The following is a 16,149-nucleotide window of genomic DNA, read 5'->3' as shown; positions in this document are numbered from 1 at the left end:
GCAGCAGCCCGATGCTGAGCACCGACTGGTCCAGCACCCGCGCGGCCCGGTGCATCGCCGTGTCCCCGTCGCCCAGGGACGGCCGGTGGTGGAACAGCCCCTCCAGGTCCACCAGCACCGGGTGCTCGCCCGCGGCCAGCAGGTTCCCGTAGTGGAAATCCACCGCGCGCAGCAGGTACAGCAGCGCCAGGTGGCTGCCCTGCCGCCAGTAGAAGCGCTCCACGGCCTCGCGCGTGTCGCAGCCTCCCGTCTCGACGTGCTCCACCCAGCCGTAGCCCTCGCGCATCAGCACCTTCAGCCGCCGATGCGGGTGGCGCAGGCCGCCCTGCTCCAGCCAGCCCAGCAGCTCCTGGTAGCGCGCTTCAATCTCCAGGGACCGGGGCTTGTAGACGACCCGCAGGCCGGAGCCGAACGTCAGGAGCACCACGCTGCGCCCGCCGCGGTGCAGGTCCCCTGCCCCGGTCCGCACCGACACCAGCGCCCCGGGCGCGCGCCCTCCGTCCAGCACCGCGCCCAGCTGCTCCCGGTCCTCCGCCACCCGCGTCAGCAGCTCCAGGCTGCTCTGGAGCCAGCGCTCCAGGGACGCCACCAGCAGCCGCGCCAGCACCGGGTACTCCTCCAGGAACGCGCCCAGCCGGCCCGGCGCCTCCAGGGTGCGCACGGCGAAGTCCGCGAACCGCGCCTGGGGCGTGTCCCCCCGCAGCTCGCCGCGCATGCGGGCCACGTTGAGCTCCAGCACCAGGGCCCGGGTCGCGTGGCTCGTCAGCCGCTGGTCCAGCGACTCCACCAGCTGGGCCTCCGCGCGCGGGGCCAGCAGCGCCTCCGCGGAGCCCCCGTGCCGCGCGGCCAGCGCCTCCACTCCGGCCCTCAGCTGGCGAAGCCCCCACTGGAGGAAGCGGCGGGTCAGGGCGGGCACGCGCATCCGCTGACCGGCGTCCGGCGTCGTCGGCGGCGGCGGCGGCGGCGGCGGGAGGACGACGTCCGCGCAGCCGTCCTCCAGCACCTCGCGCAAGAGCGGCAGCCACCCCAGCGCGTCCTTGCGCGCGGTGCCGCGGGCGAGCAGCCGCGGGAACGACGCGTCATCCAGCCCCGCGCTGCGCAGCCGCTCCTCGAAGGAGGTGTCATCGCTCAGCGTGCTCTTCTTCCACGCCTGGAACCGCTGCTCGGCCTGCTGGAGCTCCTCGGCCGCGAGCTCCTCTCCCTCGGACAGGGCCCGCTCATGGAGGAACGCCGACTTCATCCAAGCTTCAGACCCTACGAAATCTCGCATGCGTGCCCTGCGCTCCATTCACCGGCAACCCCGCGCCGCAAGGAGCATGGCACTTCCGGGCGGAGACGAAAAAGGCACGGGAGCCGGAGCCCCCGCGCCTCAGGAAGGGCAGGCCGCTCCCCAGCCGGGGAGCAGCGCCGCCATCCAACGGTTTTCAGCAACCACACTCGGTGGTGAGGGTGCAGATGTAGCCACAGGAGTTGCGGTGGCTGACGGCCTGCAGGCCGCCCACGACGTCCATCAGGTCGCCCTCGTTCAGCTCATTCATCGTCGGACCCGAGGGGCTCGCGGGCAGCTCGGCGAGCTGCTCGACGGTGAGGGTGGCGCGGAACGACGGGTCCTTCCAAGCACGGATGATCATGTCCTGGGTCATCATGGGGGGCCGCCTCCTTTTTGACGGCTTCGCCAGGATAGCGCGGGCATCCCGCAATACAAAGACAGTGGCTCATGCATGTATTCCACCTGAAACATGCGACTTGCCGGGGGCGGGTGCGTCGCGGACAATCCCGGGCGGCGAGGCCGGGCCTCCGCCACCGGAGCCTCACCATGAAAAGGTCGCTGGTGTTCCTGACCGGGCTGCCCCGGAGCGGTTCGACGCTGCTGTGCAACATCCTGGGGATGCACGCCCAGATTCACGCGACCCCGACCTCGCCCCTGTCGTCCCTGGTGGAGTCGATGCGGCAGAGCTGGAGCCAGGACGCCGCGCTGCTCGCGCAGCTCGACACGGACTTCGAGCAGGTCTACCGGCGGCTGGGACGCGCGACCCGCGCGTTCATGGAGGCCTGGTCCAGCGACACGGAGCAGCCCTTCACGGTGGACAAGAGCCGCTACTGGCTCTTCATCGTGGAGACGCTCCGGGAGCTCTACCCGGACTTCAAGATGATCGTCTGCCTGAGGGACCTGCGGGACATCTACAAGAGCATCGAGCTCCAGCACCGCAAGACGCTGCTGCTGACCTTCCCCGGCCAGCTGGAGCAGAACCTGGTGGAGGCGCGGGCGACGCAGCTGTTCGCCCACACGGGCACCGTCGGAGGTCCGCTCCGGGCGCTCGCGAACCTGAACGACGTCCCGGACCTCCGCGCGAACCTGTTCTTCTGGCGCTTCGAGTCGTTCATCAAGGACCCGAGCGGGTACACGGAGGAGGTCCTCCGGTGGCTGGGCGCGCAGCCGGAGACGCTCTCCCTGGAGCGCATCACCCAGCGGACCCACGAGAGTGACTCGCACTACCACTTCAAGTTCCCGCACCGGGTCTCGCCCCAGCTGTCCGCGCCCGGGAGCTTCATGGACGCGGACCTGTCCGTGCGCATCCTGAACGACATCGTCAGCCGGAACGCCTGGTTCTACCGCCAGTTCTACCGGGCCGACGGCGTCGTCCGCCTGGAGCGGGACGGGGCCGCGCCGGCCGCCTCCGGGACGGCCGGGAAAGCCCCCTGAGCGGTCCCCGGGCGCGTCATCGCCCGCCCGCGTGGCGTCCTACCGGCCGCCCTTCGCGCCGCGCCTTTCCCCGGACCGCCCGGAAGGGTTAAGCACCAGGGCGTGAAGAACCTGGCCGTCGAGAACCTCCCGCCGTCGTCGCCCGAACCCGACACGGCCCTGCCCCCCGACATCCGCGCCGAGGACGTGCGCCGCGCCACGGAGCTGCTCAGCACGCTCGCCGAGCACCGCGTGCTCCTGCGCCGCATCCCAGAGGAGGACCACCACGCCCTGCTGGCCGCCGCGGGCCGGCTCGTCCACCCGGACAAGGCCTCGAAGACCCGGCTCGCGAACGCGCTCAAGAAGGAGCGCAAGGACGCGCAGCGCGCCAACGACCGCGCCGTGCGCTCCAGCACGGAGATCCGCATGCTGCGCAAGGCGCCGGTGCTCACCCTGCCCGTGCTGCCCGCGCCGCCCCCGGAAGCCGCGCCGGAGCGCCTGCTGGAGGTCCCGCGCAAGTGCTACGTGTGCAAGGTGGAGTTCCGCAAGGTCCACTTCTTCTACGACGCCATGTGCATCCCGTGCGGGGACCTGAACTACGCCCGGCGCACGCAGCGCGCGGACCTCCAGGGCCACGTGGCGCTCATCACCGGCGCGCGGGTGAAGATTGGCTTCCAGGCGTCGCTGATGCTGCTGCGCTCGGGGGCGACGGTCATCGCCACCACGCGCTTCCCCCAGGACGCGGTGCACCGCTACGCGCGCGAGCCGGACTTCGCGGACTGGGCCCACCGGCTCCAGGTGCACGGCCTGGACCTGCGCCACGCGCCCAGCGTGGAGCTGTTCGCGCGCCACATCGAACAGACGCACGAGCGGCTGGACATCCTCATCAACAACGCCGCGCAGACCGTGCGCCGGCCCCCGGGCTTCTACCAGCACCTGCTGGACGGGGAACTGCGCGACGTGGACACCCTGGACCCACGGCTGCGCGCGCTGCTCGCGGGCCATGAGGCCTGCGTCGCCGCGCTCCGTCCCGCGCTGGGCCCGGGCGACGTGGGCAACGCGTCACTGCCCGTGGCGAACTGGCGCAGCAGCGACCCGGCGCTGGGCATCCACTCCTCCGCCGCGCTGTCGCTGTTGCCCTACGCGATGGAGCAGGAGGGCGACACGCAAGCCCTCTTCCCTCAAGGAAGGCTGGACGCGGACCTCCAGCAGGTGGACCTGCGGGCCACGAACTCCTGGCGCCTCAAGCTGTCGGAGGTGCGCACCGCGGAGATGCTGGAGGTGCACCTGGTGAACGCGGTGGCGCCCTTCATCCTGTGCGGGAAGTTGAAGCCGCTGATGCTCAAGGACCGCTCGCGGCCGGGCCACATCGTCAACGTGTCCGCCATGGAGGGCAGCTTCTCCCGGTGGACCAAGACGGACAAACACCCGCACACCAACATGGCCAAGGCCGCGCTGAACATGATGACGCTCACCTCCGCGTCGGACTACGCGAGGGACAACATCTTCATGAACGCGGCGGACACCGGCTGGGTGACGGACGAAGACCCCGCGCAGCATGCCGAGCGCAAGGTGCAGGAGCTGGATTTCCAGCCCCCGCTGGACATCCTGGACGGGGCCGCGCGCATCGTGGACCCCATCATCACCGCCGTGAACACCGGCGAGTATGTCTGGGGCAACTTCTTCAAGGACTACCGCCCCACGGACTGGTGAGGCTCGGTGCTTCTTTAGCGCAGCGCGCCCCAGTTGTAGGTCGCGTTGCTCCCGCCGGTCAGCACGCGCCAGTACGTGCTGTAATAGCCATACGTGTCCTTGATGGCCTTGTAGCTGCTGGACACGTTCCAGTCGTTGGGGCTCGTCGTGCCCAGGTTGTAGACGAGCGAGTCGCCCCAGATGGAGTAGATGGCCCACGGGCGCGCGTCCAGCTCGGACACCGTGCCGTAACGGCTGTCACCCCAGCGCACCGGCAGCTTGTCCGTCTCCGCCAGCATGCGCGGTTTGTTGTAGCCCGCGAGCCCCGTGTAGAACTGCGCCGGGAAGTAGGGATTGCCGTGGTAGATGTCCACGCCCACCACGTCCACGCGGTCGTTGCCTGGGTAGTAGTTCCACGGGTCCCCGCCGTAGGTGCCGTCCCACTCGTACGGCGACCAGACGAAGATGAGGTTCTTCAGACCGCGCGTCTTCACCAGGTAGTCGTGCGTGATGTTCCAGAGCTGCTTGTACTGAGCCGGGTCCTGGTTCGCCCACCAGAACGGTGACGCGCTCCCCTTCTTGTTCATCTCGTGGAAGGGGCGGTACAGGACCGGCACGCCCTGCTGCTGGAGGTACGCGAGCTTGTCCGCCGCGAAGGACAAGTCCCTCAGCAGCGCCTGGTACTCCGCCGTGTTGGCCTGCCAGTTGATGACCCGGCCGAACCAGTTGTAGTCCATCCATGACTGCCGGAAGTTGTTCGGCCAGCTCTTCACGGACGCGCCCGGATAGGACATGTGGAAGCTGAACCCCACGATGCCCTCGCCGTAGATGAAGCGGTCGCGCGCGAAGCCCACCGCGTAGTCCACGTAGGCTTCCGCGTACGTGTTCCGGTAATTGCCCGGCCCGAAGTCGAACTCCACGAAGCCCGGGCGGCGGCCGGAGATGTCCCCCACCTTCACCCAGTACTCGCCCGCGTAGGCCTCCTTCTGGGCCTCGCAGTGCTGGCCCATGATGGTCTGCTTCGTCCCGCCGTTGCGGCTGTTGTTCTCCAGGTCCGTCAGCAGGTTGTAGACCTTCTGCGCCTGCGCCGTGGGGCCCGGCGTGCTCAGCGTCCGGGACACCTGGGCGCTCGCGCGGCTTGCGCCCAGGCACAGCACCAGCGCCGCCAGCAGGAAGGAGAGGGATGGCTTCGGGGGGACGTGCGTCACGCGGGGACCTCCAGCGGCTGTCCGGGGAGCGGCCAGGGTGCCACCTTCTGTGCATGAATTGCACGAATTTCAGCTTAGGCGAATCTGTCCACCGGCGTGCGGGCAGGTTCGCAAGGCCCTGGATTCACTGCCAAAGGGCCGGGCCGGTGGTATCAAGCGGCCACCATGCCTGAAACGCCTTCGCCCCTGTTCAACGCGGTCCCCGTGGAGATGGACTTCCCGGCCGAGGAGCGCCGCATCCTGGCCTTCTGGAAGGAGCGCGGCATCTTCGAGAAATCGCTCAAGGCGAACGAAGGCAAGCCCTCCTTCGTCTTCTACGAAGGCCCGCCCACCGCGAACGGCCTGCCCCACAACGGCCACGTCCTCACGCGCGTCATCAAGGACCTGTTCCCTCGCTACCAGACCATGCGAGGCCACTACGTGCCGCGCAAGGCGGGCTGGGACACGCACGGCCTGCCGGTGGAGGTGGAGGTGGAGAAGGAGCTCCGCATCCACGGCAAGGCGGAGATCGAGAAGTACGGCGTGGAGCCCTTCACGGAGCGCTGCATCGAGTCCGTGTTCCGCTACACGTCGGAGTGGGAGCGGCTGACCCAGCGCATCGGCTTCTGGGTGGACCTCAACGAGGCCTACGTCACCTATCACCGCGGCTTCGTGCAGAGCGTGTGGTGGGCGCTCTCCGAGCTCTACAAGAAGGGCCTGCTGTACCAGGGCCACAAGGTGGTGTGGTGGTGGCCGCGCGGCGGCACCGCGCTGTCCGCGGCCGAAGTGGGCCTGGGCTACAAGACGGTGGACGACCCCAGCGTCTACGTGGCCTTCCCGCTGCGCGACGCTCCGGACACGTCGCTGCTCATCTGGACGACGACGCCCTGGACGCTGCCGTCCAACATGTACGCGGCCGTGAACCCGTCCGTGGACTACGTCACGGTGGACGCGGGCGACCGCAAGCTCATCCTCGCCGCCGCGCTGCGCGAGGAGCTGGCCAAGAAGCTGAAGAAGGACCTGCCCGTGCTGTCCACGCAGAAGGGCAGCGACCTGGTGGGCAAGCGCTACACGCCGCCCTTCGACACGTACTTCGCGAAGGAGGCGGACGCCACGCTGCCCCTGAAGGACGGCGGGCAGGACACGGTGGGCTGGCGCGTGATTGCGGCGGACTTCGTCACGCTGGACAGCGGCACGGGCATCGTCCACACGGCGCCCGCCTTTGGCGAGGACGACTACAAGGCCTACCGCAAGGACGCCACGCGCTTCCAGGACCCGGACGCGCTGGGCATGCGCTGCGCGGTGAAGCCGGACGGCACGTTCTCCGAAGAGGTGCCGCTCGTCGCCGGCCGCTTCGTGAAGGACGCGGACAAGGACCTGCAGCGCAACCTGAAGGAGCGCGGGCTGCTCATCCACACGGAGCAGTACCGCCACGAGTACCCCTTCTGCTGGCGCGCGGACGAAGACCCGCTCATCCAGTACGCCCGCCCCGCCTGGTACATCCGCACCACCTCCGTCATCGAGCAGGCGAAGGCGAACAACCAGCAGGTCAACTGGGTCCCGGAGAACATCAAGGACGGCCGCTTCGGCGACTTCCTGGCCAACAACGTGGACTGGGCCCTGTCGCGCGAGCGCTACTGGGGCACGCCGCTGCCCTTGTGGATCCACTCGGAGACGGGTGAGACGGAGGCCGTGGCCTCCATCGCGGAGCTGCGCCAGAAGCCGGGCAACAACGTGGCCGCCGTGGAGGCGGAGCTGAAGGCGTTCCTCGCCGGCAAGCCGCACGAGTCCAACGCGGAGCACCTGCTGGTCCACAAGCCGTGGATCGACAAGGTGACGTACGAGAAGGCCGGCTCCGGCGGGAAGTTCCAGCGCGTCCCGGAAGTGGTGGACGTGTGGTTCGACTCCGGCTGCATGCCCTTCGCGCAGTGGGGCTTCCCGCACGCGGAAGGCTCGCAGGCCATCTTCAACCGCGCGTTCCCGGCGGACTTCATCTCTGAGGCCATCGACCAGACGCGCGGCTGGTTCTACTCGCTCTTGATGGTGAGCACGCTCCTCTTCGACGAGGAGACGCAGAAGCGCATGGGCCTGACGCCCAAGCGCGAGTGGCCCATGCCGTACAAGAGCTGCATCGTGCTGGGCCACGTCTCCGACAAGGAGGGCAAGAAGGAGTCCAAGTCCAAGGGCAACTACACCCCGCCGGAGATCATCCTGGACGAGGTGCGCATGGACTTCGCGGTGCTCACCGCCACGGAGGCCGGCGTCCCCGCGGAGCCCGGCGTGGCGCTCATCGCGCGCGAGGACCTGGAGGGCCTGGACACGCAGGAGGGCGCGAAGGTGCAGCTCTTCCGCCCGGACCGGCCGGAGAAGCCCGTCACGGTGACGGTGAAGGTGCACAAGAAGCTCAAACGCCGCGTGGTGCTGCTGGCGCCGCAGGAGCTTCAGCAGCTGGACGTGAAGCCCTCCGCGCGCGGCGTGGACGTGATGCCGGTGGAGGTGCCCCGGCTGGCGGCCACCGAGCGCGTGGTGCTCAAGGACCCCGCCACCAAGGCGCCGGGCGCGGACGCGTTCCGGTGGTTCTTCTACGCGGCCAGCCCCACCTGGTCCAACACGCGCCACTCGCTGGCGAACGTGCGGCTGTTGCAGAAGGACTTCCAGGTCAAGCTGCGCAACGTCTACTCGTTCTTCACCATCTACGCGAACATCGACGGGTTCAACCCGGCGAAGGGCACCGCCTCCAGCACGGAGGCCCCGTGGCTGGCCATCCGCGAGAGCCAGGGCTGGCGCGAGGTGAAGGCCCGGCCGGTGCTGGACCGGTGGATCCTCTCCGAGGTGCAGCTCACCCTGCGCGACGTGGCGAAGGCGCTGGACACGTACCAGGTCTACGACGCGGCCCAGCGGATGGTGGCGCTGGTGGACGCGCTGTCCAACTGGTACCTGCGCCGCAGCCGCGAGCGCTTCTGGGCGCCGGGCTTCGAGCAGGACAAGCAGGACGCGTACTTCACGCTCTACGAAGCGCTCACCACCATCACCGCCATGTCCGCCCCGTTCATCCCGTTCTTCGCGGACGAGATGTGGGGCAACCTGGTGGGCAAGCCGTGGGGCGCGGCGCAGCCGGAGAGCGTGCACCTGGCGCGCTTCCCGGACGTGGACGCGAGCCTCATCGACGAGGGGCTGGCCGCGGAGATGGGCGCCGTGCGCGAGCTGGTGTCGCTGGGCCTCAAGGTCCGCACGGACAACCGGCTCAAGGTGCGCCAGCCGCTGTCGCGCGCGGACGTCATCCTGTCGCGCCGTGAGCTGACGGAGCGCGTGGCGGTGTACCAGGCGCTCATCAGCGACGAGCTGAACGTGCACACCGTGAAGCTGGTGGAGCCGGGCAGCCCGGAGGCGGACGTGGTGCGCTACCGCGTGCGTCCCAACCTGCGCGCCATGGGCAGCCGGCTGGGCCCCAAGCTCGCGCCGGTGCGCAAGGCGTTCGACTCAGGCGACGGCCGCGCCCTGCACCAGGAGCTGCTCACCACGGGCAAGGTCGCCCTGAACGTGGGCGGCGAGGACATGGTCTTCCCCGCCGAGGAGCTGGAGACGCTGGTGGAGGCGCAGCCGGGCTACGCCGCCGCGGGCGGAGGCGTGGGCGTGGTGGTGATGCACACGCAGCTCACGGAAGCCCTGGTGGACGAAGGCCTGGTGCGCGAGCTGCTGGCGCGCGTGCAGGGTTCCCGCAAGGACATGAACCTGGGCTACACCGACCGCATCCGCCTGTGGGTGGACGGCGATGACCGCGTGAAGCGCGTCGTCGACGCCGCCCGCGAGGAGATTGCTCGCGAGACGCTCGCCTCCGAAATCCACGTGGGCCCCGAGGGGCTCACCGGCACGGAGGAGGAGGCCAGCCTCAACGGCCTCCCCGCGAAGCTTCGCGTCGAGCGCGTCTGAACCCCGGACCTCCGGACACCAGGGAAAGACGGCTCCGGGTAAACACATACCCGGGGCCTTGAATGCAGACATCCGGTGTGGCGTGGCGAGGACCGGGAGGGCGTGGGCGACTCCCGGCTTGCCGCCTCAGGGGGCGCGTGTTACGCGACAGGCCATCCCCCTGATTTCGCAAATCATTCTCAACATGCCCACTCTGTTCCTCGGCCGTCCGCGCCGCCTCGTCCCGGGGGCGCTGCTTGGCGCCACCTTCTCCCTCCTCGCGTCCCCTGCCCTGGCGCAGGAGCCCGCCGCGCTCCAGGAGTCCCCGGCGCAGGCCTCGGACCCGGAGCCCACCGCCGCCCCCACGGACGACGGCGTCTACGACCTGCCCACGGTGGTGGTGGAGAGCGAGCGCGCCAACGGCCCGGTGCAGGGCTACACCGCGCGCCGCAGCGGCAGCGGCACGAAGACGGACACCGCGATTGGCGACACGCCGCAGTCGGTGTCGGTGGTGGGCCGGGCGCAGATGGACGCGCAGCAGGTGCAGTCCGTGACGGAGGCCACGCGCTACACGCCGGGCGTGCGCTCGGACACGTTCGGCGCGGACCCTCGCAACGACTGGTTCCTGATTCGCGGCTTCACGTCCCAGGAGGGCGGCTACTTCCTGGACGGGCTCCAGCTGTACTCCAGCAGCTTCGCCACCTGGCGCCTGGAGACCTTTGGCCTGGAGCGCGTGGAGACCGTGCGCGGCCCCTCCTCCGTGCTGTACGGCGGCACGTCTCCGGGCGGTCTGCTCAACATGGTGGGCAAGCGTCCGCCGGTGGAAGGGCACATCCGGCACGTGGAGCTGGGCGTCAATGCGTTCGCCAACGGCTACGCGGCCGTGGACCTGGGCGGCGCCATCGACTCGGGCAACCACTGGCGCTACCGGGTGACGGCGCTGGCGCGCGGCGGCGGCACGCAGGTGGAGGAGACGGACAACAACCGGCTCTTCATCGCGCCGGCCCTCACCTGGGCGCCAACGGAGAACACGGCGCTGACGCTGCACGGCAGCTTCCTGGCGGACCGCACGCAGGGTCAGAACTTCCTGCCCTACGTGGGCACCGTGGTGGACGCGCCCCATGGCCGCATCCCCACCGACCTCTTCACCAGCGACAAGAGCCTGGACCACTTCCAGCGCAACCAGTCCTGGGCGGGCTACGAGTTCTCCCACCGCTTCAACGACACCTTCACGCTGCGGCAGAACCTGCGCTACGCGCACCTGGACCTGGACTTCCAGACGCTCTACGGCGTGGGCTACGCGGGTGAGCCGGCGGACGCGCAGCTGTCGCGCGGCAACTTCGTCACCCGGCCGGCCGCGAACCTCTTCACGGTGGACACGCAGGGCGACGTGCGCTTCAGCACCGGCCCCGTGCGCCACCTGGTGCTCGCGGGCGTGGACTTCAAGCACTACGTGCTGAACGACGAGCAGGGCTACGAGGCGGGCGCGCCGCTGGACCTGCTCAACCCCGGGCGCGGCGACTACACGCCCACGGAGACGCGCTACACGCTGAACCAGTCCACGCAGAACCAGCTGGGCGTCTACCTCCAGGACCAGCTGCGCATCGGCGACCGGCTGAGCCTGGTGCTGAGCGGGCGTCATGACTGGGTGGGCATGGACGTGGACAACGAGCTCGCGCCCACGTCCAGCTACGACGGCAGCGAGAGCGCCTTCAGTGGCCGCGCGGGTCTGCTCTACCGCTTCGACTTCGGCGTCGCGCCGTACGTCAGCGTCTCCAAGTCGTTCAACCCGGTGGCCGGGACGAAGTCGGACGGCTCGCTCTTCGAGCCGGAGAAGGGCCAGCAGCTTGAAGCGGGCGTGAAGTACCAGCCGGATGCATTCCCGGTTCTGGTGGGCCTGTCGGTGTTCGAGCTGAAGCGCCAGAACTTCGTGACGACGGACGGAGCCTTCAACCCGTTGCAGATTGGCGAGGTCCGCTCGCGCGGTTTCGAGGTGGAGGCCAACGCCACGCTGCTGCGCGGACTGAGCCTGATTGGCTCCGCGTCGCTGTACTCGCTGGAGATCACGGAAGGTGCGGACCTGGAGCTGGGCAAGCGTCCGGTGGGTGTGCCGGAGGTGCTGGCGTCGCTGTGGCTGGACTACACGTTCCAGGACGGAGCGCTGCGAGGCTTCGGAGCGGCGGCGGGCGTGCGCGGCGTGGGCAGCTCCTACGCGGACCGAGAGAACACGCTGGAAGTGCCAGGCTTCACGCTGGTGGACGCGAGCGTGCACTACGAGCGAGGCCCGTGGCGCGCGGCCATCAACGCCTCCAACGTGGCGGACAAGACCTACGTGTCCTCCTGCAGCTCCGCGGCGGCCTGCTTCTACGGCGAGCGCCGCCGCGCGTCCGCCACGGTCGGCTACACCTGGTAGCCGCGAGGGCCTGAAGCCCTCACTCACGCTTGCATCCAAGGGGCCCTCGCCTGGCACATCTCCGCCAGCAAGGGCCCCAAGTCGTTCCCAGCCGCACGCCTCGAGACGCGGGAAGCCCCCCGGTCACGCGTTGAAGGGACTTCTCCCCGAGCGCCAGGCCCGCGGACACACAGGTTGTCCCCATGGGTGAGAAGGTGAGAACCCCACCGGGACACCCCGTCAGCGGCGCACCGAGAAAACCTGTCCGACTGTCGGACAGGTTTGAATGACTGCGGCGGCCCACCGCGTGCGGACGAACTTTCTGACGGTCCCCATCGAACGGGCTTCGCCCTCCCCCCGTAGCTCGGGGCACGCCGCTCCGGCCGGGCAACCGAAACCTGTCCGACTGCCAGACCCGTTTGGAAGTCACGCCAGGGGGAGGACCACCGGGCCGCCCGAGCAGCAAGAACCTGTCCGACAGTCGGACAGGTTTTGAAGTCCGTGGAGCGGGGCGCCGGTCCGCCCGGGCAGTTCGAACCTGTCGGACAGGATCGGAAGTCCGCGGCGCAGTGGGTCGCTCCGCCATCCGAGCAGTACGAAGCTGTCCGACTGTCCGACAGGTTTGCCCCCCAGGGCCCGGTGGTCCTTCCGCCCGGACAGCGAAAACCTGTCCGACTGTCCGACAGGTTTTGAGAGTCCGAGCCACGGAGGAGCCCCTGCTCCGCCCAAACATCAGGGTCCTGTCCGACTGTCCGACAGGTTTGGGACTCGGTGGCTCGGGGCCTTCCACCCGGGCATCGAGAACTTGTCCGACTGTCGGACAGGTTTTGAGGCCAGCGCCAGCGAGGGCTGCCCCTGGCAGCGGGAACCTGTCCGACTGTCGGACAGGTTTTGGAGGTCCGCTGCTCCGGAACTGGCATCCCCCTTCGCAGCACGAACCTGTCCGACTGTCGGACAGGTTTTGGAAGACCGAGCCCAAGGGGGGCGCCTCGGATGCGAGGTGGACCGCATGGGCGCTTGGGGCCTGGCGTGCATCGTGCATTTCAGGCCTCACGACCGCGCTGCTGGGAAGTCCTTCTGGCGCCCTACCGTGCTTCGCAGCCGCTCGGGGCTCACGCTTTGACGAGGGGCCCTTCGGGCGTGGCACCACCGGACACAGGCGCCGCTGTCTTCCGTCCGCGCAGGCCCCACGCGAGCCCGCCGCACCCCAGCGCCATCGCGGCCAGGAACGCCTCCGCCATGAACACCGGGGGCAGACCGCGCGACAGCGCCGTGAACAGGTTCGCGTCCTGCGTCACGACGTCGCCCACCACCACCGCGCCGAACAGCACCGCGGCGACCGCGGACAGGACGCTGCCCACCCGGCGTGATGACCCTCGCGGCACGAGCGCGATAACGACGCCGAGCACCCACGCGCCCAGGAACAGGCCGAACTCCCAGTCCGCCCGCCGCGCCATCGCCCACGGCAACACCCGGTTCGCGATGCAGTACACCGCCGTGCCGAACGCGAGCCCCGCGGACACGCCCACCGTCAGCCGCTCCAGCACGCGATTACCCCTCCGCGCGCGCAGCGGATCCCGGCGCTCCAGCCAGATGAGGTTTCCGGTGACGAGCACCGCGCACATCGCCAGCGAGAGCAGCGCGTAGAGCGGCTTCATCAGCGCCTCCGCGAACCGGCCCGCGTGTAGATCGAAGAGCAGCCGCTCGAAGGTGAAGTTCGGCGTGCGGGACTCCACGCTCGACCCGAACGTCTCCCCGCTCACGCTGTCCACGTGCGCGAAGTGGTCCGGCCCCAGCGGGGCTAACTGGAAGTACACGCCCGCCCAACCGCGCGCATCGCCGTAGCCGTGAAGCTCCACGTAGCGGGGGGTGCCCTCCGCGCCCGGCACCGACGCACGCGCCCGGTCCACCACCGTGTCCAGCGACAGCATGGGCGCGTCCTTCCCCGCCGCCTCCCGCACGGGCACGCTGTAGCCGCGCAGCTGCGTCACCCGGTCCGCCTGCCCCCGGTACACCGTGCGCCCGAAGCCCTGCGCCGCCAGCCCTGCCAGGCACAACACCGCCCCCGTCCACGCCAGCATCGCGGTGAACGGCAGCCCGAAGACGCCCAGCACCTTGTGCGCATCCGACGCGGAGAAGCGCGGCTTCACCGTGGGCCGGAAGCGCCACCACTGCGCGCGCAGGTCCTTCAGGTGGATCCACAGGCCGCTGACCAGCGCCACCAGCAGCGCCACCGACACCAGCCCCGAGAACTCCATCCCCCAGGGCACCCGGTAGAAGAAGTGCATCCAGTACAGCTCGCTCGCCAACCGGCTGCGCTCCGGCAGCGCGGTGCCGGTGAGCGGGTCCAGCCACAGCACTCGCATCCCCGTGGGCTCGAAGAGGTACGCGGTGATGAACCGCGTCTCCTCGTGCGTGAGCATCCCCACGTGCGCGCCTCGCGGCAGCGGCCCCTGCTCCCGCACCCGCTCGAGCATCAGGTCGAACGACGGCGATGACTCCGAGGGCGGCGCGACGTGGAGCGCGGGCTCCTGCCACACCTCCAGCTCCTCGCGGAACATCGCGAAGACGCCACAGAAGAAGATGACGAACAGGAACAGGCTGGCGATGACGCCCGCCCATGCATGCAGGTCGAACTGGATGCGGAACGTCCGGGGCGACAGCTTCATCGCGGCCCTCGCACGACCAGCGCGACGGCCACCGGCACCACCACCGCCAGACACACGCCCCATGCCACCCGGCCGTTCCTGGCCAGTGGCAGCGCGCACGCGAGCCCCACCCACACGGGCAACACCATGTGGAAGCCCAGCGCGAAGGCCCACGGCCCCGACACCGGCAGGAACGCCATCACCGCCGCGCCCACCGCGAACGCCGCGAGCGGAGCCCCCAGCACCGTCGCCAGCGTCCGCGCGACGGAGTGGTTCGCCGCCTTGTCTCCGCGTCCCTCGCTCATCGGCCCACGCCCATCAGCGCCACCGGCACCAGCCCCACCACGCCACTCACCCACGCGAACGTGCGCGCACGCGAGTGCCGGGGCGACAGCACCAGCACCAGCGCCGAGGCCGCCGTCATCGCCAGCACCAGCAGCACCAGCAGCCCCGCCACCCACCCGAAGTCGCCCACGCAGCACCCCAGCGACGCAAGCCCCGGCACCGCCGCGATCCACCGCGCGCGGCCACCCACGCCCATCCACGACACCGCCGACACGCAGAAGCACAGCGCGGCGAGGCTCAACATCGCGTCCACCGCGCGACCCCGTCTCTTGGCTCAAAATTGATAATGATTTGCATCCTCACGACCACCCCCAGAAGTGTCAAGGCAGGCGGAAGGCACCTGTGCTCACGGTGCGAGCGGCGACTTACGAACACCGCGCGCGCGCGCCCCTTGGCAGAGGTGGCACACGAGACGCCCATCGACGCAGCGGACCTGCCCGCCTACGCGGGGCGGCTGTTCGACGGCTTCCAGGCCCGGCCGCAGGTGCTGCACCTGGCCACCTGGTACGAGCTGGAGCACGGCCCCACCGTGGACATCCCGGAGCCGGTCGCGCGCAGCAATCAGCACAAGGCGGCCGCCATCGCCAAGGCGCAGAAGGAGGGGCTGGTGTCGAAGCACTTCTCGGCGGACGAGCTGCTGGCGCTGGTGCTGGCGCTGTCCAAGACGTGGGCCTTCCCGCTGTCCTACTGCGCCACGGCCACGCCGCCCACGCCCGCGGAGTTCCGCCGGCGGCGCCGCTCCGTCGTGGAGGCCGTCCGGCTGCTGGTGACCCCTGTCAGCTCCACGCCGTGAGGCGCGTCAGGACGCGGGCTTGCACATGACCTTCCGCCTTCCCTCGAACGCTGGCGATGACACCCTGGAGGGCGTCATCCTGCGCCCGGTGCGCATCCGCGAGGAGCCTTGCTTGCTCCTCGAGCTGCGCAGTACGGGAAACGCCTTCACCCCGGATGGAGTCCCCTCCGGCAAGGTGGTCGAGGACCATGCGTTCCGGCTCTCGCAGGTGGTCGTGCTGCGGGACCGCCTCGAGGACCTCCTGGACGAGCTGCGCCACTGGCAGCGCACCCAGGAGGACTTCAGCGTGGACCTGGAACCGGAGGGATACGAAGCCACCTGCACGATGGAGGTCGGCATGCGCGACGACATGTCCTGCGGCCCCTACAAACCGGCCTTCACGCTGTACTACTCCAGCGTGAAGGCCCGCGTGGAGGTCACCTTCGTCGTCGACCCCTCGTGCCTGCTGGAGTGGGCGGACACGCTGGAGCAGGCCTTGAAGCAGGTCCCCGGCCCCAAGC

At 69.7% G+C, this 16,149-nt stretch carries 12 protein-coding genes; 6 read left to right on the top strand and 6 right to left on the bottom strand.

Translation table 11 applies throughout. From position 1 onward, the window contains the following. Both lanM and D7W82_RS31535 read right to left on the bottom strand, forming a co-directional pair. Positions 1-1,240, bottom strand: a 1,240-nt coding sequence (lanM, locus tag D7W82_RS31540; protein ID WP_120621867.1) for a type 2 lanthipeptide synthetase LanM, incomplete at its 3' end; no start/stop codon positions are given. Positions 1,241-1,424: 184 nt separating this feature from the next. After that, positions 1,425-1,646: a mersacidin/lichenicidin family type 2 lantibiotic gene (locus tag D7W82_RS31535; protein WP_120621866.1), complete on the bottom strand. Its 222-nt coding sequence runs from the start codon at positions 1,644-1,646 to the stop codon at positions 1,425-1,427. 170 nt (positions 1,647-1,816) lie between these two features. Here D7W82_RS31535 and D7W82_RS31530 point away from each other — a divergent pair, with 170 nt between their 5' ends. Together D7W82_RS31530 and D7W82_RS31525 are read left to right on the top strand one after the other, a co-directional pair. After that, entirely contained in the window at positions 1,817-2,704 is an 888-nt protein-coding gene (locus D7W82_RS31530) for a sulfotransferase (protein WP_158617764.1), read from the top strand. A gap of 102 nt (positions 2,705-2,806) precedes the next feature. Beyond that, on the top strand, positions 2,807-4,396 hold the full coding sequence (locus D7W82_RS31525; protein ID WP_120621864.1) for an SDR family NAD(P)-dependent oxidoreductase: 1,590 nt from the start codon (positions 2,807-2,809) through the stop codon (positions 4,394-4,396). A gap of 14 nt (positions 4,397-4,410) precedes the next feature. Here D7W82_RS31525 and D7W82_RS31520 read toward each other — a convergent pair whose 3' ends face one another. Then, positions 4,411-5,583 carry a glycoside hydrolase family 26 protein gene (locus D7W82_RS31520; RefSeq protein WP_120621863.1) on the bottom strand — a complete coding sequence of 391 codons (1,173 nt, stop codon included), beginning with the start codon at positions 5,581-5,583 and terminating at the stop codon, positions 4,411-4,413. A gap of 165 nt (positions 5,584-5,748) precedes the next feature. On the opposite strand from D7W82_RS31520, the gene ileS reads away from it, so the two are divergent. Beyond that, entirely contained in the window at positions 5,749-9,492 is a 3,744-nt protein-coding gene (gene ileS, locus D7W82_RS31515; RefSeq protein WP_120621862.1) for an isoleucine--tRNA ligase, read from the top strand. Between the two features lie 184 nt (positions 9,493-9,676). Further along, complete coding sequence (locus D7W82_RS31510) at positions 9,677-11,884, top strand: TonB-dependent siderophore receptor (protein WP_120621861.1); 2,208 nt, start codon at positions 9,677-9,679, stop codon at positions 11,882-11,884. Between the two features lie 1,091 nt (positions 11,885-12,975). Here the strand turns inward: D7W82_RS31510 and D7W82_RS31505 are convergent. Genes D7W82_RS31505 through D7W82_RS31495 form a run of 3 tightly spaced genes read right to left on the bottom strand, consistent with a single transcriptional unit; the run spans position 12,976 to position 15,100 of the window. After that, positions 12,976-14,532, bottom strand: coding sequence for a PepSY domain-containing protein (locus tag D7W82_RS31505; RefSeq protein WP_120621860.1), 1,557 nt, complete (start codon positions 14,530-14,532; stop codon positions 12,976-12,978). Continuing rightward, the gene (locus D7W82_RS31500; RefSeq protein WP_120621859.1) at positions 14,529-14,816 is read right to left on the bottom strand and encodes a hypothetical protein; all 288 of its coding nucleotides are present in this window, start codon (positions 14,814-14,816) and stop codon (positions 14,529-14,531) included. The genes D7W82_RS31505 and D7W82_RS31500 overlap by 4 nt, the downstream gene beginning before the upstream one ends. After that, positions 14,813-15,100 carry a hypothetical protein gene (locus D7W82_RS31495; RefSeq protein WP_120621858.1) on the bottom strand — a complete coding sequence of 96 codons (288 nt, stop codon included), beginning with the start codon at positions 15,098-15,100 and terminating at the stop codon, positions 14,813-14,815. The genes D7W82_RS31500 and D7W82_RS31495 overlap by 4 nt, the downstream gene beginning before the upstream one ends. A 156-nt stretch (positions 15,101-15,256) precedes the next feature. Here D7W82_RS31495 and D7W82_RS31490 point away from each other — a divergent pair, with 156 nt between their 5' ends. Together D7W82_RS31490 and D7W82_RS31485 are read left to right on the top strand one after the other, a co-directional pair. Beyond that, positions 15,257-15,649 carry a hypothetical protein gene (locus D7W82_RS31490; RefSeq protein ID WP_233588048.1) on the top strand — a complete coding sequence of 131 codons (393 nt, stop codon included), beginning with the start codon at positions 15,257-15,259 and terminating at the stop codon, positions 15,647-15,649. Positions 15,650-15,674: 25 nt separating this feature from the next. Beyond that, positions 15,675-16,149: hypothetical protein (locus tag D7W82_RS31485; RefSeq protein ID WP_147439664.1), on the top strand; the 475-nt coding region annotated here is incomplete at its 3' end.

Source organism: Corallococcus sp. CA049B, from assembly GCF_003611685.1.
Taxonomy (GTDB): Bacteria; Myxococcota; Myxococcia; order Myxococcales; family Myxococcaceae; genus Corallococcus; species Corallococcus coralloides.
Note: the sequence above shows the minus strand (reverse complement) of the source record. Positions and strands in the feature narration are given on the sequence as shown.